This window comes from Pseudonocardia acidicola (genome assembly GCF_012911935.1).
GTDB lineage: Bacteria > Actinomycetota > Actinomycetes > Mycobacteriales > Pseudonocardiaceae > Pseudonocardia > Pseudonocardia acidicola.
In genome coordinates, this window is record NZ_JAAXLA010000008.1 from 70,915 (window position 1) to 91,289 (window position 20,375).

Annotated in this window: 21 protein-coding genes; 6 read left to right on the top strand and 15 right to left on the bottom strand. The window is 73.5% G+C overall.

Translation table 11 applies throughout. The features are described from left to right. Positions 1 to 46 precede the first annotated feature (46 nt). A complete protein-coding gene (locus tag HF526_RS06605) occupies positions 47 to 613 on the top strand; it encodes a potassium channel family protein (RefSeq protein ID WP_211176845.1) in 567 nt (188 codons plus the stop codon). Between the two features lie 154 nt (positions 614 to 767). Here HF526_RS06605 and HF526_RS06610 read toward each other — a convergent pair whose 3' ends face one another. Both HF526_RS06610 and HF526_RS06615 read right to left on the bottom strand, forming a co-directional pair. Next, on the bottom strand, positions 768 to 1,631 hold the full coding sequence (locus HF526_RS06610; protein WP_169380373.1) for a YhjD/YihY/BrkB family envelope integrity protein: 864 nt from the start codon (positions 1,629 to 1,631) through the stop codon (positions 768 to 770). A gap of 121 nt (positions 1,632 to 1,752) precedes the next feature. Beyond that, positions 1,753 to 2,223, bottom strand: coding sequence for a DUF7144 family membrane protein (locus HF526_RS06615; protein WP_169380374.1), 471 nt, complete (start codon positions 2,221 to 2,223; stop codon positions 1,753 to 1,755). A 241-nt stretch (positions 2,224 to 2,464) separates the two neighbouring features. On the opposite strand from HF526_RS06615, the gene HF526_RS06620 reads away from it, so the two are divergent. The 4 genes from HF526_RS06620 (at position 2,465) to HF526_RS06635 (ending at position 6,794) form a co-directional block, all read left to right on the top strand. Then, positions 2,465 to 2,842: a DUF2267 domain-containing protein gene (locus HF526_RS06620; protein ID WP_169380375.1), complete on the top strand. Its 378-nt coding sequence runs from the start codon at positions 2,465 to 2,467 to the stop codon at positions 2,840 to 2,842. Between the two features lie 6 nt (positions 2,843 to 2,848). Beyond that, on the top strand, positions 2,849 to 3,220 hold the full coding sequence (locus tag HF526_RS06625) for a PRC-barrel domain containing protein (protein WP_169380376.1): 372 nt from the start codon (positions 2,849 to 2,851) through the stop codon (positions 3,218 to 3,220). Between the two features lie 31 nt (positions 3,221 to 3,251). Beyond that, the gene (locus HF526_RS06630; protein WP_169380377.1) at positions 3,252 to 4,016 is read left to right on the top strand and encodes a DUF2267 domain-containing protein; all 765 of its coding nucleotides are present in this window, start codon (positions 3,252 to 3,254) and stop codon (positions 4,014 to 4,016) included. 192 nt (positions 4,017 to 4,208) lie between these two features. Then, on the top strand, positions 4,209 to 6,794 hold the full coding sequence (locus tag HF526_RS06635; protein WP_169380378.1) for a winged helix-turn-helix domain-containing protein: 2,586 nt from the start codon (positions 4,209 to 4,211) through the stop codon (positions 6,792 to 6,794). A gap of 56 nt (positions 6,795 to 6,850) precedes the next feature. Here HF526_RS06635 and HF526_RS06640 read toward each other — a convergent pair whose 3' ends face one another. The 5 genes from HF526_RS06640 to HF526_RS06660 all read right to left on the bottom strand — a co-directional run bounded on the left by HF526_RS06640 (position 6,851) and on the right by HF526_RS06660 (position 14,037). Continuing rightward, positions 6,851 to 7,012 (bottom strand): hypothetical protein, encoded by a 162-nt coding sequence (locus tag HF526_RS06640; RefSeq protein ID WP_169380379.1) that lies wholly within the window; start codon positions 7,010 to 7,012, stop codon positions 6,851 to 6,853. Next, on the bottom strand, positions 7,009 to 11,391 hold the full coding sequence (locus HF526_RS06645) for a coiled-coil domain-containing protein (RefSeq protein ID WP_169380380.1): 4,383 nt from the start codon (positions 11,389 to 11,391) through the stop codon (positions 7,009 to 7,011). Before HF526_RS06645 ends, HF526_RS06640 begins: the two co-directional genes overlap by 4 nt. After that, entirely contained in the window at positions 11,388 to 12,116 is a 729-nt protein-coding gene (locus tag HF526_RS06650; RefSeq protein ID WP_169380381.1) for a hypothetical protein, read from the bottom strand. The genes HF526_RS06645 and HF526_RS06650 overlap by 4 nt, the downstream gene beginning before the upstream one ends. Continuing rightward, positions 12,113 to 13,684 (bottom strand): hypothetical protein, encoded by a 1,572-nt coding sequence (locus tag HF526_RS06655; protein WP_169380382.1) that lies wholly within the window; start codon positions 13,682 to 13,684, stop codon positions 12,113 to 12,115. The genes HF526_RS06650 and HF526_RS06655 overlap by 4 nt, the downstream gene beginning before the upstream one ends. 167 nt (positions 13,685 to 13,851) lie before the next feature. Next, positions 13,852 to 14,037, bottom strand: a complete 186-nt coding sequence (locus HF526_RS06660; protein WP_169380383.1) for a hypothetical protein — start codon at positions 14,035 to 14,037, stop codon at positions 13,852 to 13,854. 66 nt (positions 14,038 to 14,103) lie between these two features. Here HF526_RS06660 and HF526_RS06665 point away from each other — a divergent pair, with 66 nt between their 5' ends. After that, positions 14,104 to 14,799, top strand: a complete 696-nt coding sequence (locus HF526_RS06665; protein WP_169380384.1) for an alpha/beta fold hydrolase — start codon at positions 14,104 to 14,106, stop codon at positions 14,797 to 14,799. 69 nt (positions 14,800 to 14,868) lie between these two features. Here HF526_RS06665 and HF526_RS06670 read toward each other — a convergent pair whose 3' ends face one another. The 8 genes from HF526_RS06670 to HF526_RS06705 are packed head-to-tail and all read right to left on the bottom strand — an operon-like array spanning position 14,869 to position 20,372. Beyond that, positions 14,869 to 15,195, bottom strand: a complete 327-nt coding sequence (locus HF526_RS06670) for a metal-sulfur cluster assembly factor (RefSeq protein WP_169380385.1) — start codon at positions 15,193 to 15,195, stop codon at positions 14,869 to 14,871. Beyond that, the gene (locus HF526_RS06675) at positions 15,183 to 15,602 is read right to left on the bottom strand and encodes an uL22 family ribosomal protein (protein WP_169380386.1); all 420 of its coding nucleotides are present in this window, start codon (positions 15,600 to 15,602) and stop codon (positions 15,183 to 15,185) included. Before HF526_RS06675 ends, HF526_RS06670 begins: the two co-directional genes overlap by 13 nt. A gap of 13 nt (positions 15,603 to 15,615) precedes the next feature. Next, positions 15,616 to 16,848 carry an FAD-dependent oxidoreductase gene (locus HF526_RS06680; RefSeq protein ID WP_169380387.1) on the bottom strand — a complete coding sequence of 411 codons (1,233 nt, stop codon included), beginning with the start codon at positions 16,846 to 16,848 and terminating at the stop codon, positions 15,616 to 15,618. Beyond that, positions 16,845 to 17,171 carry a Rieske (2Fe-2S) protein gene (locus HF526_RS06685; protein WP_338051336.1) on the bottom strand — a complete coding sequence of 109 codons (327 nt, stop codon included), beginning with the start codon at positions 17,169 to 17,171 and terminating at the stop codon, positions 16,845 to 16,847. The genes HF526_RS06680 and HF526_RS06685 overlap by 4 nt, the downstream gene beginning before the upstream one ends. Positions 17,172 to 17,185: 14 nt before the next feature. Next, positions 17,186 to 18,226 carry a ferritin family protein gene (locus HF526_RS06690; RefSeq protein WP_169380389.1) on the bottom strand — a complete coding sequence of 347 codons (1,041 nt, stop codon included), beginning with the start codon at positions 18,224 to 18,226 and terminating at the stop codon, positions 17,186 to 17,188. Continuing rightward, positions 18,223 to 18,522, bottom strand: a complete 300-nt coding sequence (locus tag HF526_RS06695) for an MmoB/DmpM family protein (RefSeq protein WP_169380390.1) — start codon at positions 18,520 to 18,522, stop codon at positions 18,223 to 18,225. The genes HF526_RS06690 and HF526_RS06695 overlap by 4 nt, the downstream gene beginning before the upstream one ends. Before the next feature lie 12 nt (positions 18,523 to 18,534). Then, positions 18,535 to 18,855 carry a toluene-4-monooxygenase system B family protein gene (locus tag HF526_RS06700; protein WP_169380391.1) on the bottom strand — a complete coding sequence of 107 codons (321 nt, stop codon included), beginning with the start codon at positions 18,853 to 18,855 and terminating at the stop codon, positions 18,535 to 18,537. Next, entirely contained in the window at positions 18,855 to 20,372 is a 1,518-nt protein-coding gene (locus tag HF526_RS06705; protein WP_169380392.1) for a ferritin family protein, read from the bottom strand. The genes HF526_RS06700 and HF526_RS06705 overlap by 1 nt, the downstream gene beginning before the upstream one ends. Positions 20,373 to 20,375: the final 3 nt, after the last annotated feature.

Sequence of the window (20,375 nt, forward strand, 5' to 3'; positions counted from 1 at the left end):
TGCACAGGTGGCGACCGCAGCCGGGGCCGCGCCCAGCATGACCGCCATGACCGGAGACGACCAAACCGCCACCGGCCCCAACAGGCGTGCCGTGGCCTGGGCGCTGCTGCGCTCCACGCTCACGGTAGCTGCGCTGATCACCGTCTACTACCTGGTCCCGCTCACCCGCAGAGCCACTCCGGTCACCCTGCTCCAGCTCCTGGGGGGCCTCGTCGCGATCACCGTGTTCGCGACCTGGCAGGTCCGGTCGATCGTGCGCTCCCCCTATCCCGCCATGCGGGCCATCGAGACGCTCGCGGCCGCCGTCCCCCTGTACCTGCTGCTGTTCGCCGCCTTCTACTACATGCTCGCCGACAGCCAGCCGCTGTCGTTCACCCAGCCCGTCGGCCGCACCGACGCGCTGTACTTCACGATGACCGTGTTCTCCACGGTGGGGTTCGGCGACATCGCGCCGGTGACCCCGGTCGCCCGCGTGGTCGTGACGGTGCAGATGGTGACCAACCTGCTCGTCATCGGAGTGCTGTTGCGAGCAGTGCTGGGCGCGGTGCGGCTCGGCCGCAGCCGTCGCGACGCCGACCGGCCCGACGACGGCCCGGTCGGGCGCGGCGGGTGACCTCGGTCCTCGGTCTCGGCGAATGCCTCGCGCAGCTTCTTCTCCTGTTCCGCGGACAGGTTCGTGTGCAGCAACTCCGCGTCGGTGCCGCCGAAGGCCTCCAGGACCTGCGGGGCGTTGTCGGTGCCCACGGCCGTGGGGAACTTCCACGCCGTCAGGGTGGCTGGCTGACCTCACCGGTGGAGTCGATCGGGGCCGCCCGCTCGGCAGCGGCCCGGCGCAGCCGGTGTTCACGCAGGGCGACACCGACGACCGCGCCCCCCAGCATCACCACGCTGAACGCGATGAACCAGGACAGCAGCATGAACACGATGCCGAGCGGGCCGTACTCGCGGTAGTGGTAGGTGATCGTCGAGGACAGGAACAGTGTCGCGCCCAGCCGCAGGGCCAGCAGTCCGATCGTCATCGCGACGGCCCCGGGCAGCAGCAGCCGCCACCCCACTCGACCGGCGAGCAGGAAGTGCTGGGTCCACCACGTCCACACGAACAGCAGCGGAGCCCAGATCAGCAACTGCAGCGCCGACCGGCCCGGCTCCGGGACGTTGATCAGCGGGCCGACCTCGAGCAGCAGCGCGCCGATGGCGACGAACACGACCAGCCACACCAGCGGGCGCCACAGCGCTTTCCAGCCCTTGGCGGGGACGTTCCACGCGATCTCGTAGGCCTTCTGCAGCGCGGTGGGCCACGCGTAGGCCGAGAGCAGGGTGAGGGCGGTGCCGAACGCGGTCGACGCCCCGCGCACGGTCGCCCGGGTGGGGAACAGCTGCCGCAGGTCGGCGGTCGCCGCGTCGGTCAGGCCGAAGCGACGGCCGGCGGCCGCCGGTACCCCGTCCGCGGTGCCCAGCGGCAGCAGCGCGGCCACGGTCACCAGCACCGGGATGAGCAGCATGAACGCGAGCGCGGCCAGGATGGTCGCCTGGTTGACCAGGTCGAGCTCGGTGAACCGGCGCTGGACGTGCCCCACCCGCGACTCGTCGATCCGCTTACGGGTCTGCGTGATGCGGACCCCGACCCGCATCACGCCGACGCTCCGACCGCAGGCCGCCGCATCCGGACTCCTCTTCCGCCGCCGCAGCGGGCGGCGGCCCGCACGGCGAGCAGCCCGCCGGCGGCGGCCGGGCCGGTCACCTCAGCAGGCCTCAGTAGGCCTCGGCCTTCAGTTCCTTGCCGTGCACGGTGAGCGCGTAGATGACCATGACGTCGAGTGCGATGACGATCACCGACCACACCGGCCACGCCGTGAGAAACGCGACGTTCACGATCGCACTGAGCCCGGCGAGGACGATCGCCACGACGCGGGCCCAGGTCTGCCCCGCCAGCAGCGCCACCCCCGCCAGGAAGATGACGATGCCGCCGATCAGGTGCACCCAGCCCCACCCGGTGTAGCTGACGGTCACCACCATGTTCGCTGCGGGAACCACGTAGTAGGTCTGGTTGAAGAGCGCCACGAGACCGGCGATCGCGTGGAACACCCCCATGAGGATCATGAGGACCGCCGCGAAGACGGCCCAACCCACCCAGGCGGACGGCTCGGTGACCGTCGTTCGCGGCGGCGCGCCCGACCGGACCTGGTCCGCTCCCGTCGCGGCGGCATGACTCGTCTCGGACATCGTTCCCACTCCCCTTCTCCCGTCCGGGCGAGTCGACGGCAGCAGGTACCGAACAAGGACAACCCGGACGCGTCGATCGTGCGACGCCGGGCGCCGCCGAACCTCACCCGCGGCAGGTGATCGCGTGGGTCGCCCTGTCCTGTGGTGCCGAGCCGGCGGCACCGAGTTGGCCGGGCCAGGTCGGTGCCCGCGGCCCGCGACACGACGAGGGTGATCCGCACAGCACACCGGGGAGTAGCCGATGTCCCACGAGAGCTTCATCCAGAAGGTCGCCGAGCGCGCCGGGTTGTCGCGCATCGAGGCCGAGGCCATCGCCCACGCGACGATGCGGACGCTCTCCGAGCGGCTGACCGGGGGCGAGGCCGAGGATCTGGCCAACCAGCTGCCGCGGTCGTTCCGCGAAGACCTGCTGCCGACCTCGGAACACGCGGAGAGCTTCGGCGTGGCCGAGTTCCGCCGCCGGGTGGCCGAACGCGCGGAGGTCGACGAGGAGAAGGCGGCGGCCGGGATCGTCGCGGTGCTCGCCACGATCCGCGACACCGTGACCGGTAAGGAATGGCACGACGTGATGGGCCAGCTGGGCAAGGAGTTCGCCCAGCTCGTCGAGACCACGGGGTAGCCAGTGGTGGACCCCGTCACCGCTCACGATCTCGGGCGGCCCATCGCCTACCTCGCGCTCGCCGAGGGAACTGCGGTGTACGACCGGGACGGGCAGCGCATCGGGGTGGTCGACCACGTGCTTGCCGACGTCCCGATGGACATCTTCGAGGGCGTCATCGTGCACACCGAGCCGCTGCCCGGGAACCACCGCTACGCCGACGCCGACCAGATCGCCGGGCTGTACGAACGGGGTGTGCTGCTCGCGGTACGGCGCGACGACCTGCACGAACCTCGGGAGCCGTCCCGGCCACGGGTGGCCGTGGACGGCAGCATTCCGGCGGAGAGCCCGCTGGAGGCCAGGCTGCGACGCGTCTGGGACTGGATCACGGCCCGATGAGCGGCGGCGACGCCGCAGAGAGGAACCGGGGATGGACTACGAACAGTTCATCACGCTCGTCCAGCAGATGACGAAGCGCGACCGGGGAGGCACCGAGCGGGCCGTGCAAGCCGTCCTCACCACGCTGGCCGAGCACCTGTCCAAGACGGAGGCCGCCGACGTCATGGAGCGGCTGCCGCCGGAGTTGCAGCCCTACCTCTACACCGACACCGGCCCGCGGGCCTTCAGCGCCGAGGAGTTCGTCCGGCGGGTGGCCGAGCGGGAGGGCAGCGACCCGGAGAGCGCCGAGCGGGACGCCGCGGCCGTGTTCGCGATCCTGCCGCAGGCGATCGGCCCGGACGTCTTCGCCCACGTTCAGGCGCAGCTTCCCCAGGACTACGGACCGCTGCTGTCCGGCCGTTCGGTGATCGACCCGTTGGATCGGTTCCTCGAACGGGTGTCCCGGCGCGCCGGGGGGATCGGCACCGACGAGGCCCGGCGGGTCAGCGAGGCGGTGCTGGAGACCCTCGCGGAGCGCGTCGCGCCCGGCGACGCCGACGACCTCGCCGCCAACCTGCCGCTGGCGCTGCACGAGGCGCTGCATCGCGGCAAGGAGCATCAGAACCCCCGGATGACGGTGCAGGAATTCGGGCTGCGGGTGGCCGAGCGCTCCGGGCTGCCCATCGAACGCGCCGCCCGGGCGATCCCGGCGGTGTTCGCGACGCTGCGCGAGGACGTCGGCGACGAGTTCTTCGATGTCAGGGTGCAGTTGCCCGAGGAGTACCGGCACCTGCTGGGCACCCAGCGGGCCTACTGACATGGCCCAACGGGCCACCACATCTCCGTGCGCCGCGGCGCGGTCGATCCGGGCCGCGGCGCACCCCATCCCAGGACCAAAGTCTCTGCTTGGTCCGCAGCGGCCGCGGCTAGCGTCGATCGCCTCATGCTTCGCCGGTGATGGTGGTGGGACCCGGAGGTTGACAGCATGGTGCACCTGTCACCATCGAAGATGGCGATACCGGAGCCCCCGGTGGGTTTCGTCGGCAGACCCCGGGTCCGTGCGCTGCTCGACGGAGCCGCCGGCACGGCGATCACATTGGTCAGCGCGCCGCCGGGGTTCGGGAAGACGACCGCCCTGGCCGACTGGGCGCGGTGCGGGCGCGTTCGCACCGCGTGGCTGCGGCTCGACGAGGAGGACAACGACCCCGCGCGGCTGTGGTCGGGCTTGCTGGGCGTGCTGCCAGGCGAGCCGCCGGACACCGTCGACGAACTGATCAGCGCCGTCGAGGCGCTCCCCCGGGGTCTGCGGCTGGTCCTGGACAACGTCGAGGAGATCCGCGATCCCGAGGCGCTGCGGGCCCTGCGCACGCTGCTGCGGAGCCGTCCGCCCGGCGTGCATCTCGTCCTCTCCGGCCGGGTGGACCCGCCGCTGGGCCTGTCCCGGCTGCGGCTCGAGGACCGGCTCTCCGAGCTGCGCGCGGACCAACTGCAGTTCTCCCGCACCGAGACCGCGGGACTCGTCGCGGCCAGCGGGCTGGCGCTGGGGCCGCAGCAGATCAGAACGCTCCACGAGATCTGCGACGGGTGGGCCGCCGGGCTCCGGCTGGCCGCGATCTCCCTGCGGGACACCGCCGACATCGACGCCTTCCTCACCTCTTTCGCCGCCGACCACCACCCGCTGGCCGAGTACCTGGAGGGCGAGGTGCTCGCCGGGCTGCGGGACGAGCACCAGGAGCTGCTGCGCCTCACCAGCATCTGCAGCGCGGTGCCGCCCGGTCTGGCCGCGGAGCTGACCGACCGCGAGGACGCACCCGAGCTCCTCGACGACCTCGTGCACCGGACGTCACTGGTCCTGCAGCGGCCGCAGGCGGTCGAGGAGTTCCGGACACGCCCCCTGCTGCGGTCGTACCTGCAGGCGCACCTGGAGCGGCAACGTCCGGGTCTGGTGGCCGGGCTGCACATGCGGGCGGCCGGCTGGTGGGCCGACCGGCAACGGCCGCTCCAGGCCATCGAGCACGCCGTCCGGGCCGACGACCGGGCCGGGCTGCAGGGCCTGCTGCAGCGGCTCGCCGTCCCGCTGCTGCTCACCGGCGATCACCGCGCGCTGCGGCGAGCCCTCGACCGGCTCGACTCGGGGCCGCACCGCAACGACCCGTGGCCGGCCCTGGCCTCTGCCCTGCTGTACCTCGAGGACGGTGACCCGGCCGCAGCGCAACGCGAGCTCGCGACCGTGGGAGCCGGCCTGCCGGACAGCGGGTCGACCGAGCTCGCCGTGCTGCGCGACGCCGCCGAGTTCGGGGTGGCCGTGGCGACCGGCGAGCCCGACCGGGCCCGCCGGGCGGCACGCCGGCTGGACGGGGTGGCCCCTGCCGACACCGCCGTCGACGCGCTGGCCCGGGTGACCCGGGCGCGTTCCCGGCTGCTCTGGTTCGTCGATCGCGGCAGCGTCCCCGCCGAGCTCGCGGCGACCATGCGGATCGCGCGCCAGCACGATTACCGCTACCTCGAGATGCAGTGCGCGACGCTGGCCGGCGTGGCCGCCGGGCTCGGGGGGAATCCCCGGGCGATGGTCGCCGAGAGCGAGGACGCGGCGGTCCTCGCCGGAGCCTGCGGCTGGCAGGGGTCGGCGTGGTCGCGCACCGCACATGCGATGCTGGCCGACGCGGCGCTGCTGCGGGCCGAACCCGAACTCGCCCGCCATCACGCCACGCTGGGGCTGCGGTTCGCCGGTCCGGTGCATCCGTCGCTGGCCCACGTGCTCGGCGTGCTGCACGCAGCGGCCCGGTTCGACCTCGGCGAGCCCGCGGCCGGGCTGAGCGCGATGCAGCAGGCCCGCCTGGAGCTCGGTGCGCTGTTCGTGCCGGCCGAGCAGGTGGCCGCGGCGGCGCTGCTGGAACACCGCGCCGCGCTGCTGCTGCACCATGCGGCGGCCGCCTCCACCGTGCTCAGCTGGCTGACCGAGCGACTCGACGTCGCCGGCGAGCTGGTGCTCATGCGGTCCTGGGCCGACACCGCGGAGGGCCGGCTGCCGGCCGCGCGGGAACGGCTTGCGCCGCTGCTCGCCGGAACCGTCCGTCCGCTGGCCTCGCCGACGATGGTCGAGGCGCGGCTGCTCGAGTGCCGGCTGGCCCTCGCCGGGGACGACCGCCCGGCGGCCCGGCGCGCGCTGGACGCCGCGCTGCATCACGCCGAGGCGCTCGACGCCCTGCGCCCGTTCACCCTCGCCGGCCCGCAGGTCAGGGAGCTGCTGGTGCACACGCTGGGCAGCTTCGGCACGGCCGAGCCGTTGGCCGCGCGGGCCGTCGCTGCGCGCTGGCCCGCCGAGGCCCCCGCGCGCGCCACGCTGCTCAGCGAGCGGGAGCTCACCGTCCTGTCGCTGCTGCCCTCGCTGCTGTCCCTCGACGAGATCGCCGACGACCTCGCCATCTCCATCAACACGGTGAAGTCGCATGTTCGGGCGATCTACGCGAAGCTCGGGGTCAGCACCCGCCGCACCGCCGTCGTGACCGCCTACGAGCGGGCGTTGCTGCCGCTGCAACCCGTTGCCGGCCCGTCGTCGGTGCGCGACGGAGCGCCGCTCATCGGCCACGTCTGACCGGCCCGGCGGGTGGCGTGTCGAGGGTCGGCCCAGGTGCGGCTGCCCGCTGCCGGTCAGGGCGTGCCCGACCAACCGACGCCGTCGGCCGCGAGGTGCGCATTCGCAGAGGTCGCGAAGTTCTCGACGATCAGCGCCACCCGGGCCCGCCTCGATGTCGCGACCACCGCGGCGAGCCGCTGCGCCAAGGGCGAGAGCCCGGACTCCGAGGCGCTCACAGCAGGGTCAGCACCGGGTCGTCGCGCCACACCCGCGTGATGTCGACGACGCCCGCCGGGTCGTCGCCGGCGAGCGTGCGGTCGGCCACCCGCACGTACTCGCGATTGCGGTTGGCGGTGTTGCGCAGCCGGATGATGTTGGGGAAGCGGCCGACCGCCTTCATGTCACCGACGCCGGTCAGGAAGATGAGCTGGACGCCGTTGGCCGCAGCCACCTTGCGCTGCAGGTTCAGGAAGACCACGTAGTTGGCCTTGCCCAGCGGGTTGTCCAGCGGCAGCGCGCCGAAGCCGGGCAGGTCGCGGCCGCGGCTGGTGGCGCGCAACTTGGCAACCATGCAGAACAGCAGCAGCGAGATGGTCACCTTCTCCCCGCCCGACCACTTGCGCATGCGCTCCACCGATACCCGCTCCAGGGCGAACGTGGTCGACGGCTTGAGCACCCGGGCCTTCCAGTTGCCGTCGCCGACGACCGCGCTGGTGGCCTGCCACAGCAGCTCCTGGCCGCGGGGGACCTCGACGCCACGCGCGGTGAGCGCGTCGACGAGCCGGGAGCAACGGTCGCGGACGACCGCGTCGGCCGTCTCGACGCTCGCCCGGGGCCCGACCTCCAGGAACCGCTGGCCCGCCCAGTCACCGAGCGTGTCGGGCAGCTCGGAGAGCGCCTGCGCCCGCGCCAGTGACTTCAGCGCCTGCCGCACCATCCCGGTCATGGCCGTGACGACGACGGCCTTGTGCTCGTCGAGCTCGGCGAGCCGCTCGCGCAGATTGGCGGCGAACACGTCGAGGTCGGCGGCGAGCGAGTCGGCGACGGGGCCGAGCTCGGCGGCGACGTCGGTGATCCGGAACCGGTCGCGCACCTCGGGCTTGACCCCGGCGAAGCGGTCGGCGGCGGCCCACAGCACGATCCGCCGGGCGATCTCGTCGACTGCCCGGGCGTGCCGGCGGGTCTCGGCGGAGGCCGCGTCGAGCCGGGCCTTCATCCCCGCGACGGCCTCGTGTGCCTCGTCGACCGTGCGGGGGTCTCCCGCCGTGCCGGAGGTGTCGTCCGCCGGGACACCCAGCAGCTCGACCAGGTGACGCATCCCGGTGGCACGCTCCCGGGCCGCGGCCTGGCGCTCCCGGGCCGTCCGCGCGGCGTGCTCGGCCTCGTCGCGCCGTGCCAGGTGCTCCCGGTGCGTCTGCTCGGCCCCCTCGGCGGCGAGCAGGGCCTCCTCGCGGGTCGCCGGCGGCGCCGCCTCGGGCTCCGCGTCGTCGTCCGTACCGGCCGGGTGGCGGTCGAGCTCCCGGCGCGCCTCCCGGGTCTCGGCAGTCGCCTCGCCGATGGCCTCGGCGAGCCGGGATGCCTCCGCCTCCGCGCGCGCCGTGGCCAGTGCCCGGGTCTCGGGGTCGGCGGCGTCGGGGGTGTCGAGCAGCGCCCCGGCCGCCTCTCGCACCGGTGCCGACAGCCCCTCGACCTGCGCGCTGGGACCCTCGACGGCCCGTTTCGCCTCCTCCAGCGACACCGCGAGGGCCGACTCCGAGACCTCCCGCCGGTAGGCCTGGTCGGCGGTCTCCCATGCCCGCCTCGCGGCGGCCAGCGGCAGGACCCCGGACGCGTGACCGGGCGCCGCAGCGGGCAGTGCCGCCCGTTCGTGACGCTGCGCGGCCACCGTGCGCCGCAGTGCGGCGGTCTGCTCCACTGCGGCCTCGGCCCGCCGCCGGTGCTCGGCCTCCGCCCCGGCCTCCCGGTCCATCGCGGCGGCGCAGTCGGCGATCTGCCCGGGCAACGCCGCGGCCAGGGTCCGCTGCGGCGCGGCGTTGCGGGCCCGGATGAGCAGACCCGACAGCACCCCCTGAGCCGCCGCGGCCGCCCGCCTGCTGCCCTCCAGCTCCGTGCGGCGCACCTCCAGGGCGGTCTCCCGGTCGGCCAGCGCCGCATGCTCGGCGGCCACCCGGGCGAGCTCGCCGGCGAGCTCGGTGAGCTGCTGGTCGGTGGTCGCGATCGACGCGGTCAGGGCCTCCACGGTGCCCGGCGGGCAGTCGGCCCGCAGCTGCTGCAGCCGGCGCCTGCGGTCGGCGTCCTGGTCGTGGGCGCCGGCCAACTCGGCGTCCGTGGCGGCGCGACCGGCGCGGGCCCGCTCCCGGGCGGTGATCTCCGCACCCGCCGCGGTCCTGTCGGTGAGCGCGGGCGCGGGCGGCACGAGGAACGGCGTCTCCCCGTCCACACCCGCCGCCGTGACCACGCGGTCGAGGTCGGCGGTGGTCGCGAGGACCACCGCCGACGTGGGCCGCAGCGCCGCGTCGGTCAGCACCCGCCGGGCCGCGGGCAGGTCCTGGGGGTCGTAGATCAGCAGCCCGGCGGCCAGCGCGGGCGCGGCCTGCAGGACCGCGGCGTGCCGGTCCGGTGGCACGGCGTGGGCGAGGTAGCTCCAGCCGGTGGCCGCCGGGATCCCGGCCCGCTCCAGAGCGTCGTGCGCCCGGACCAGGTCGAGGGTCCCCGGCAGCAGGCCGGTCGTGGCCAGCGCCGCGAGCGACCGCTCGTCCTCCGCACCGTCGACCGCGAGCTCGATGCGCTGCCGCTCGGCCCGCGCGATCGCCACGGTCAGGGCCTCCACCAGGTCGCCGGCCTCGGCGACCGGGTCGATGTCCGCGCCGCCGGCGAGCGCGCGCAGCCGCTCGTCGCCGGCCAGCTCGTCGATGCGTTCGGTCAGGCCGCGCAGCCGGACGAGGTCGTCGCGGCGGCGCTGCTCGACGGTGCGGCGCTCGGCGTCGAGCTCGTCCGCGGCCGCCGCCAGCTCGCTGCGGCGCTCCTGCAGCCGCGCGCGGTCGGCGCGCAGCTCGTCGAGGGCGTCGGCGGCCTCCTGGTCGGTGGCCTCGTGGCGCTCGATCGCCGCCTCGATGTCCTCCCCCGCCGCGAGGTGGCCCGCGGCGGCGGCGGTGGCGATGTCGGTGTCGAGGTCCGAGAGCGTCCCGGTGAGCGTCGTCAGGCTGCCGGAGAGCCGACCGCGCTCCTGGGACGCCTGCTGCCAGCGCGTCCGCGCGGCGTCTTCCCCGGCCCGCTCCGCCTCGGCGTCCGCCACGAGCCGCGCGATCCGCTCGTCGGCCTCGGCGATGGCGGCGTCGAGCGCGACCGCGTAGGTCACCGCCGTCTCGTCGCGCCGCCGGCGCAGCGGTTCGGCCTCGGCGGTGACCGCGGTGAGTTGCTCCTCCAGCGACGCCACCCGGTGCCGGGCCGCCCGCAGCGCCTGCAGCGCCGGGACGGCGTTCCACGCCGCGAGCCGGGCGCCCGCCCGCTCCTGTTCGGCGCGCAGCCGGTCGCCCTCCGCGCGGGCCGCAGCCAGCCGGTACTGCGCGGCGAGCCGGCGCAACCCGGTCTCCCGGGTGGTCGCCGCCGCGGCGGCCGCCGCCTCCTGCGCCGCTCGCGCGGTCTGCGCCTCCACGACCTCGCCGGAGGTTCGCACGTCCTGCTCGGCCTGCTCGGCCGCCGCGGTGAGCTCGGTGGCCAGCGCCGCCGCGGCCCGTTCCTGCACGGCCGCGGCCTCGGCGGCGCGGGTGTGCTCGCCGCGGGCCTGCGCCAGCTCGCGCAGCAGCGGCGCGGCCTCGTCGGCGAACGTGAGGTCGGCCAGTAGCTCCGGGCGCTCGGCCAGCCCGGAACGGACCCGCTCGAGGATCGCCGAGACCTGACCCGAGACCTCCGGGTCGACGATCAGCTCCAGCAGGTAGCGGACGAACTTGTCGGCGCCCGAGAACTGGAACTGTCCCTCGATACCGCCCTCGGTGGCGTTCATCTGCAGGATCGCGGTGAAGATCGCCGGGTCGAGTCCGTGGTCGTCGAGCAGCCGGCTCCACCGGTCCTGGCCGTCGGTGACCGCGACGCCGCAGCCGGGGATCGCGTCCCAGGCCCGGACTGCCGCGACGAACTCGCGCATCGGCGTCGGCCGCCCGTCCGTGGTGAACGGCAGCAGATCGAGTTCGGCGCGTCCCTCGGCGGGGCTGAACACGTACCAGCGCGCGCCCAGCCGGTCGTGGTCGCGGTTCGGGTCGGCCGGCTGGGTCCGGTCGGCCCACTCGTACACCGCCCCGGTGACCAGCCGGCGCCCGCTCGGCCCGGACCACTCGACGACGACGTGCGCGGTGTCGGCGCCGAGCACGTAGTCCTCGAGGTGCTTGCCGGTGGCGGCGGTGGCGAGGAAGTCGCGGCGGTGCGGCCGGATCAGCGCGCAGATCAGCGACAGCACCGTCGACTTCCCGCCGCCGTTGCGCAGCCACAGGATCGTGTCGAGCGGGTAGCCCGCGTCGTCGGTGAAGTCGAGGGTGACGTCGAGGAACCGGGCCGCCGCCGGCCCGATGCGGTCGAGGCGGACCCGGCGCATCTTCCACATCACCGTGCCGGTGCTCATGACGCGGCCTCCCGGCGGACCTCGCGCAGCACGTCGAGCGCTGCGTTGCCGGCGCTGTCGGCGACGAGCAGCCGGAAGCGGTCGGTCAGGTGATAGGTGTCCGGGCCGAGGGTGGGTGCCTCCCGGGCCGCCCCCTGCTCGACCAGCCAGCCGCACACCTCCTCGACGGCCCGCAGGGTGCAGCCCCGGCCACGCCGCCCGGTCTGGGTGGTGATCAGCTGCGGCAGGTCGGCGTAGACCTCGGCGGCGGCGCGGGCGCGCTCCTCGGGGCTGCCCTCGGCGGCAGAGCCGCCCGCCTGCGCCGCGAGCGCACCGATCGCGGCCCGGATGAAGTCGTCGATCTTGACGACGTCGACCAGCTTGGTCTCCGGGTCGTCGAAGTCCACCTCGTTCGGGTAGGCGTACGCGGCGATCCCCAGCAGCACCAGGCCGAAGACGAGTTTCTCGCCCGCGTCCATCGCCCGCAGATCACCGAGCTTGGTGGCGAACGGGCCGGAGGGCTCCGGAGCGAGCACGATGCCCGACCGCGGCGTGCCGAGAACGGCCAGGCCCAGTCCCTCCGCCATGGTGTCGACGACGTCGCGGAACCGCAGCTCGGTGCGGTAGCGATCGAGCAGCGTCCGGTACTCGCTGCCCTCGACCGGGCGCGACCGGCGGGTCAGGCCGAAGGCGACCAGCTCCGCGGCCGCGCGGACGTCGGTGAGATCCGCCGCCACACTCGTCATGCCAGGCTCCCCTCGAGCTCGCCGTCGAGGGCGGCCACGTCCATCCCGGCCCGGGGCCGGCGGCTGATCAGCAGGTCACGCCCGGCCGCGAGCCGGTGGCGCAGCGGTGTTCCGTCGTCCTCGGCCACCAGCCCGGCGGCGAGCACGTCGAGCTCACCGGGCGCCTCTGCGGGCTCGTCGTCCCCGACGTCGGGGGCGAAGGCCCACAACGCGGAGAGCAGCACCAGTTCGGCGACCTCGGCGGCGTCGAGGTCGCCGCCGCCGGCACCCCGTTCGAGAGCGTCGAGCAGCTCCGACAGCCGCACCGGGGCGCACTCGGCGGTGTCCAGGACGGCGCGGGCCGCCGCCACGACCGCGGACGGGTAGCGCTGGACGTCCTCGGCCTCGTCGTCTGCGGCGTCCAGGCCGAGGTCCTCGGCCTCGGGTTCCGGCGCCTCCCGGACCCGCGGCGACGCCCACAAGGCGTCGACCAGGTCGTCGAACCGCACCAGGCGCGCGACTCTCACCCCCAGGGCCCGGTCGGCGAACTCCGCCACGACGGCGCCCGCGGCCTCCCGGTCCAGACCGAGCACCGGCGTGAGCAGCTGGTCGCCCAGCGCCATCATCCGCAGCCGCCGGCGCCGGGCGAGCCGCTGCCGGACCTGTGCGGCCAGGAACACCTCCCGGGCCCCGACCAGCCGCCGCTCCAGGTCGAGGTGGATCTGCTTGGCCCGGCCGAGCAGGTCGACGATCCGACCGGACGCGACGCGCACGTCGGGCGAGGCCTCGGCGTCCAGGCCGGCCTGCACGTGTTCGAGGAACCGGTCGTCCTCGGCGATCCGGCTCTCCACGTGCCGGCGGGCCCGGACGAGCCGCTCGGGGACGTCGACCAGCCAGTCGTGCGCCCCCACGTCGCGCCGGGTGGTGTCGAGCAGTTCGGTCAGCGTGGCGGACATGCCGACGCTCGTGCGCTCGGCCTGCGCGGCGGTGCGGACCGCGGCGTCGAAGCGCTGGTCGTCGAGCTGGCGCTGCAGCACGTGGGCGAGCGCCCGGTCGGCGTCCTCGAGGTCGACGTCGAGGCCGTGCAGGAACAGCGTCACCGCCTGGTCGCTCGCGACCAGCACCGGCCCGTACTCGCAGTCGCGCAGCGACAGCAGCCGGAAGCTGTAGGGCTCGAAACGGGCTTGCCCGCCGTGGGACATCTCGGCGAAGTGGTAGGTGAAGCGGCGCTGCTCGTGCGCGTCGTTGAGCAGGCCCTTCATCACGGCCCGGGCGACGTCGCGCCACTCGCTCGCGTGCTCCTCGGCCGGGCGCATCCGCGCGGCGATCCCGGCCAGCGCGTCGACGACCTCGTCGAGGGTCGCCTCCCGCGCGAACCCCATCGACCCGACGACGAGATCGACCGCGGCCAGCGCGAGCTGGCGCAGGTCGTAGACCTCGTCGTCGATGCCGGCGTGTGCGGCGTTGCGGACCAGCCGGGCGACCGGGTCGGTGAGCACCAGCGACCGCCAGCGGGCGCGCGCCGTCGCATCCGCGGCGGGCGAGACCACGCCACCACCGGGCGTCGCCCCCGGAACCGAACCCGTCATCACCCTCGACCGCGTACTGCCGCCCCCGGCGATCGGCACGCGTCGATCGCCGGGAGGCACATTAGGACACGCCCCCGACAGCCTCCGGGTCCCGCCCCACTCCGACACGCATCGGGGTGGCCTCGCCGGCACTGGACGTCAGCAAAGCCACCCCGATGGCATTCGGATCAGTCGGTCTCGTCCCATTCCTGGTCGTAGCGGTCGGCGGCCTCGGTGCGCTCCCGGGCGATCTCCAGGGCCCGGGCGGCGGTCTCCTTGTCGGGGTAGGGGCCCAGCCGGTCGTCGGCCCGGCAGCCCTCGCGGGGCTCCACGGCGTGGTGCTTGAGGCAGTAGAACCATTGCTCGTCGCTCATGGGTGCAGAGCCTGGCATCGTTCGCGCATCATCGACACTCGAACCGATCGCGAGGAGGAGACGCTGATGTCGACCTACGTCCTGGTGCACGGCGCGTGGGGTGGCTCCTACGGCTTCCGCAAGCTCCGGCCGCTGCTGCGCGCCGCGGGCCACGAGGTCTTCACCCCGAGCCTGACCGGGATCGGCGAACGCTCGCACCTGACCAGCCCGCAGGTGAGCCTGTCGACGCACATCCTCGACGTCGTCAACACCATCCGCTACGAGGACCTCGACGACATCGTGCTGCTCGGGTTCTCCTACGGCGGCATGGTCGTCACCGGGGCGCTCGAGCACATCGGCGACCGGGTGCGCGACCTCGTCTACCTCGACGCGTTCGTCCCCGGCGACGGCGACAGCGTCAGCACGCTGCGCGGCGGCGGCTCGCCTGCCGGGACCGAGCTCGGGGCTCCATGGCTGATCCCGCCGCTGGAGCGCGAGTACGACAACCCCGAGCAGGCGGCGTTCTCCCGCCCGCGGCGTACCGCGCAGCCGATCCGGACGTTCACCGAACCGGTGCGGCTGGCCAAGCCACTCGAGGACCTTCCGCTGCGGCTGACCTACATCCGGGCCACCGCCGACCCGGACGGCGCCGCGTTCGAGGCCCCGGCGCAGCACGCCCGGACCTCCCCGGCCTGGAACTACCACGAGATCGCCACCAGCCACCTGGTCGCGGAGAACCGCCCGCAAGAGCTGGCCGCCCTCCTCCTCACCCTCGATCCCTGACCGCGTCATCTCCCCACAACGCACCCTGGGCGCAGGGCCTGGGAGCGTTACGGCTCCCAGGCCGTGCAGTCAGAAGGTGAAACCGATGGCGCGGAGTTGGTCGCGCCCGTCGTCGGTGATGCGGGCCGGGGTCCAGGCCGGGAGGAAGACCCAGCGGACCTCGTAGGCGGGCAGCAGGTCGGCCAGCGCGGTGCGCATCTGGTCCTCCATGACGCCGGTCAGCGGGCACGCCGGTGAGGTCAGCGTCATCGTGAGGACCGCCGGGTCGGCGGCCAGGTCGATCTCGCGGACGAAGCCGAGGTCGACGACGTTCACCCCCAGGTCGGGATCGATCACCTCGCGCAACGCCTCCTCGACGTCGGCGATGGCGGGTCTCGTGCCGGCTACCGGGCCCATCGTGCCCCTCCCTGATCGTCCGGTTCGCTCGTCGTCCCGGTCACCAGCCGCAGCACCGGCACCCGCAGCTCGACCCGGATCCGGGTGGTCTGCGTCGTGATCCAACTGGCCAGCCCGTGCGCCTGCCGGCGCACCCGGGTCACCGGCTCGCCGTCGGCGATCTCGCCGCCGTAGACCGCGCAGGTCGCGGCGGCGACCCCGAGGTCGCGCCGGGCCGCGGACACCGCGCCCTGCAGCACCCGGGCCACCGGCTCGCAGGTACCGGACCCCGGATGGATCAGTAGCGCCAACGCCTCGTTGGCGGGCAGTCCGATCACCCGGTCCAGCGCCCGCCGGGCCGCCGCCTGGTCGATCCGGGCCTGCGGCGCCTCGGCGACCACCAGTCCCGGTGCGTAGGAGATCTCCACCGTCGCTCCCCCCTCATGCCCGGGCGGGCCTGCGGACGAGCCGGCGCAGCTCCACCGACTCGTCGCGCAACTGGTCGGCCGCCACCGGGACCCCGGACTGCACCAGCCGCCGTCCGGCCATCACCTCGGGCCCGCGGTCCAGCCCGAGCACCGACACCACCCGGCCCCCGCGCAGTCCGAACCGGACGAACGATGCCTCGTCCGGCCGGCCCCGGACCACGACCGCGTCCAGCCCACTCTCACCGACACCGCCGTAGCTCTGCAGCGTGTGCTCGTACTGGTCGGACCAGAACCAGTGCGGATCGTCGAACACGACCCCGGCACCCAGCATGTTCCGGGCGGCGACGGCGCCCTGCCGCACGGCGCTGTCGTGGTGTTCGACCCGCAGCCGCCCGTACCGCGGATGCTCGTGCGCGGCCACGTCGCCGGCGGCGAACACCCCGGGCAGGTCCGTGCGGCAGCCGGCGTCGACGAGCACTCCGTCGGCGCACGGCACCCCGGCCGCGGCCCACACCTCGGTGTCGCGGACCAGACCGGCCGCGACGAGCAGGGTCGAGCACTCCAGCGTGCCGCGGTCGGTGTGCACGACCAGCCCGTCGCCGTTGCGGGCCACCGACTCCACCCGCTCCCCGCAGCGCAGCTCGACGCCCGCGGCGCGGTGGATCCGGGCGAACACTCCCCCCAGCTCAGTGCCCAGCGCCCGCTCCAGCGGCGCCGCCGCCATCTCCAGGATCGTCACCTCGACGCCCAGCGTGCGGGCGGTGGCCGCGACCTCGCAGCCGACGAACCCACCGCCCAGGACGACGAGGCGCCGGCCCGGGCGCAGCCGGGCCCGCAACGCATCGGAGTCGGCACGGGTGCGCAGGTGGTGCACCCGTTCCGCGTCGACGTCGCTGAGCCCGGGGATCCGGCGCGCCTGCCCGCCGGTCGCGATCAGCACCGCGTCGTATCCCACCGTACGACCGTCACCGAGCGTGATCCGGCGTGCGGTCACGTCGAGCCCCGCCACCCTGGTCCCGGTGAGCGGTTCCACGGCGTTGTCGGCGTACCACTGCTCGGGGTACACGGCGGGCGAGGGAGCCGTTCCGGCCAGCCACTCCTTCGACAGCGGAGGCCGTTCGTAGGGAAGGTGCGGCTCGTCGCCGACGAGCAGGACCTCCCCGTCGAACCCCTCCCGGCGCAGGGTCGAGGCGGCCGACGCCCCGGCCACCCCGCCCCCGACGATGACGAACCGGCGCCGGGTCACGGCGAGCCCAGGTCGACCTGGATCATGCCGTTCTCGTCGACCCGGCACGGGTAACCCGCCAGCGAGCAGGTCGCCGGGTTGCGACCGGCGCCGCTGCGCGCGTCGAACTCCCACAGATGCCGGGAGCAGACGATGACCTCACCGTCGAAATCGCCCTCATCCAGCGCCCACTCCTGGTGCGGGCAGCGGTTGCGGTAGGCCCGCACGCCCCCGTCCACGTTGACCAGCAGCACGCTGACCCCGTTGACCGTGACGGCGGTCATCTCACCCTCCCAGAGCTCGTCGAGCCGCAGCACCGGGACCCAGGACGCCGTGTTCGTCACCGCTGCACTCATCGTCAGCCGCTCGCCGCCAGGCCGGTGGGCACGATGCCCGCCTGCTCGTACAACGCGGCCCGGGCCGCCCGCGCCGAGGCCACGACGTCCTCGACGGACGGCGGGTCCACCGGCGCCGAGGCCAGCAGTCCGGCGAGCCCGGCCGCGGCCTCGTCCGCCCGCGACGCCCACTTGTCGATCCACTTGGTGAGCACGTCGGCGTTTCCGGGCCGGTCGGCGACCGCGAACGCCGCCAGTGCCGCGCTCCACCGGTCACGCCGCTTGGAGTCGGCACCCAGCAGGCCGGACAGCAGCCAGCTCAGGTCGTCGGAGTTGGCCTTGGCCAACCGGCCGAACTGGGTCAGCAGCACGTCGTCCAGCGTGGGCAGCAGCACGAGGTTCATCGCGGTGAACGCCTCGGCCCAGTCGTAGGCGATCAGCGCGGTCTCGATCGCCTTACGGGCGCCCTGCCAGGCCGGGTCGTCCTCCCACAGAGCGCGTTCGGCCGTCCCGATGCCGCACCCCGGCCGGGCGAGCTCGAGCTCACGGGTCCGGTAGGCGACGCGGGTGACCCGGCGCAGCAGGTCCGCGGCGGTGAACGCGGCCGCGTTGGTGATGTAGGACGACGGGGCGATGTGCCCGATGTAGGCCTGCACCTGCTGCGCCCCGTGCAGGGGGTAGCGGGCCGGGGTGAACACCGTCCCGAGCACGCGCAGCCACCCGTCGGTGTGCGCGGCGTCGGCCCCGATCTCGGCGAACTGGGCGAGCAGGCCCTCGACCTTCGTCTCCTCGTCGTTCTGGTGGGCGACGTAGGCGCGGTAGGTCAGCTGGTCGGGATCGCGGAAGCCGTTCCAGTCCTCCGCCTTCAGCGGCGAGTTCTCCCGGTAGGTGAGGAACCACAGGTTCGCCGCCGACGACGGGTTCTGCTCGAACGCCGACGCACGGCCCGCCCGCAGCGTCCAGTTCGTCTCGTGCGTCATCACCTCGTACTCGCTGGGCAGCCTCCGGACGTCGCCGAACGCGCTCCAGGTGCGCCGCCGCCGCGGCGCGGTGTTGTCGCTCATCGGGTGGCCCCCTCGCGCCTGGTCGTCCATTCCCAGGAGATCTCGTCGCTCGTCGTGCTGATCCGCCCGGCGAAAGAGGACAACATCGTCTCCAGCGAGCGCAGCTCGAACGACGGGCCGAGGTGGCGCTGCAGCGACGCCTCGGTCACCCGCACCCGGCCCGGGGCCTGGACGCGGACGTAGGAGCCGCGGTCGATCACCTCGATGTCGGATTCCGGGTTGTCGTCCCGGATGGCACTGATCACGGACTCGACCTCGTCGCACATGCGCAACACGGGCCCCACCGGTCTGTCCACGGTTCCTCCCCCTCAGATGTCGTACTCGACGCGGACGTGGTCGAGCGGGTTGATTCCCGCCTGGGCCACGGTGAGATCCGGACGGAGCCGCTTTCCGTTGTGGAACACGACCTTCGCGGCGTCCCGGCGCGGGACGCGCTTACCCTCGGCGTGGTGGGCCACCGCCTCGGCGACCTCGACGATCGTGTTCGCCGTGGTCACCGCGACGAGGATCTGCACGAAGTCCTCGGCGAAGATCGCATTGATCGGGACGAGCTGCGGTTCGGCCGGGGCCTCGGTGTTCTCGGTGGTCTCGGTGTTCTCGGTGGTCTCGGTGTTCTCGGTGGTGGTCATCAGGCACCCGCCACCGGGACGCGCGGCACGGCCAGCCGATCCTTGTACTCCGCCGCCCATGAGTAGTCGGGGTCCTCGCCCATGACGTCGGGGGTGAGCCCCATGTAGCCGAGGATGCCGCCGACGTCCATGGGCTGGATCTCGCCGGCGAGGAACCGGTCGATGACGGTCGGGTGGTTGAGGTTGTCGCGGTCCTTCCACCAGATCTGCCGGCAGCCGGCCGTGCAGAAGTGGTAGGTGACGCCGTTGTGGGTCAGCGGGTGGTCCCGGACCCGCCACTTGCCGTCATAGCCCAGGGTCGGGGTGCAGCACGGCAGGTGACACATGCTGCACAGCCACGGCAGCGTCTCCGGGAGCGTCGCCTCCATGTTCTGAGAGTTGACGTTGTCGATGATGACGTCCCACTTGTCCCCGTACACGGTCTCCCAGTTCGGGTACTTCTCGCGCAGCCAGTCCCGCTCGTCGCGGGTGACACCGGCGGTCGGCTTCCACCACAGCGTCGGCCGCCAGTACCACAGACCCATGTGCAGGGAGTGGTGCCAGGTGTCGAGGCCCTTCATGAACTCGTCCCAGAACCAGGGCCTGCGCAGGCCGTAGTCCTCGATCGTCCGGATGAACTGGTCGACGATCCACTCCTCCATGAACTCCCGGTAGGACTGCTTCCGGTGCTCCAGGGGGGTGTAGTAGTCCATCGCCGGCCCGGTCAGCGCCGCGAAGGCGCGGGCGGAACCCCAGAACGCCTTGTCGATGACCCACTGGGCGCGGATCGGGTCGTGCTCGACCAGGATCTCCAGGGTCGGGCCGCCCTGCTGGGCGTGCCGGGCCTCGTCGGTCTGGATCGAGCTGATCATGTTGGCGAAGTTGACGTCGCCGGACTCCAGCGCGTCGGCCGACAGCGCCACGAACTGCAGGTTCGTGAAGCCGGTCTCGAAGGTCAGCGGCACCTGGATCGCCAGGTCCACCACGTTCGGGGTGACCATCATCCCGTCGAACAGGTTGCGCAGCGAGATGGCCACCCAGTCATTGGTGTGGAACATCTTCTGCGTCCAGTCGTACTGCGCGTCCTTGCCCACGAACTCGTGGCCGAAGAACAGCGTGATCTGGCAGTGCCGGATCTCGTCCAGCGCGCCGAAGGCCGCCATGTTCCGCCAGGCGCCGTTGAGCCCGAACCGGGCCATCTTCAGCTCGGCGAGCACCGCCTCGTACTCGACGAGGGTGACCCCGCCGAAGTGCATCTTCGTCGAGGACTTCCAGCCCTCCGACAGCGTCTCCCAGGCCCGGGATCGCTGCAGCGCGGCCTTGACCGCGTACGCCGAGCCCTCCTTCTCCCGCTGGGTCGCGACGTACTCGGGGTAGCAGACCTTGTAGTCCTCCTCCCAGTTCAGCCACGCCTCGCGGGGCACCTTGCCGGTCCCGCAGTGCCACTCCGGGAACACGGCCTCGTCGTCGACGTAGGTGAAGGTCCAGTCGACGTCACGGACGAGGTGCTGGTATTCCTCGCGCTTCAACAGGGTCACTGG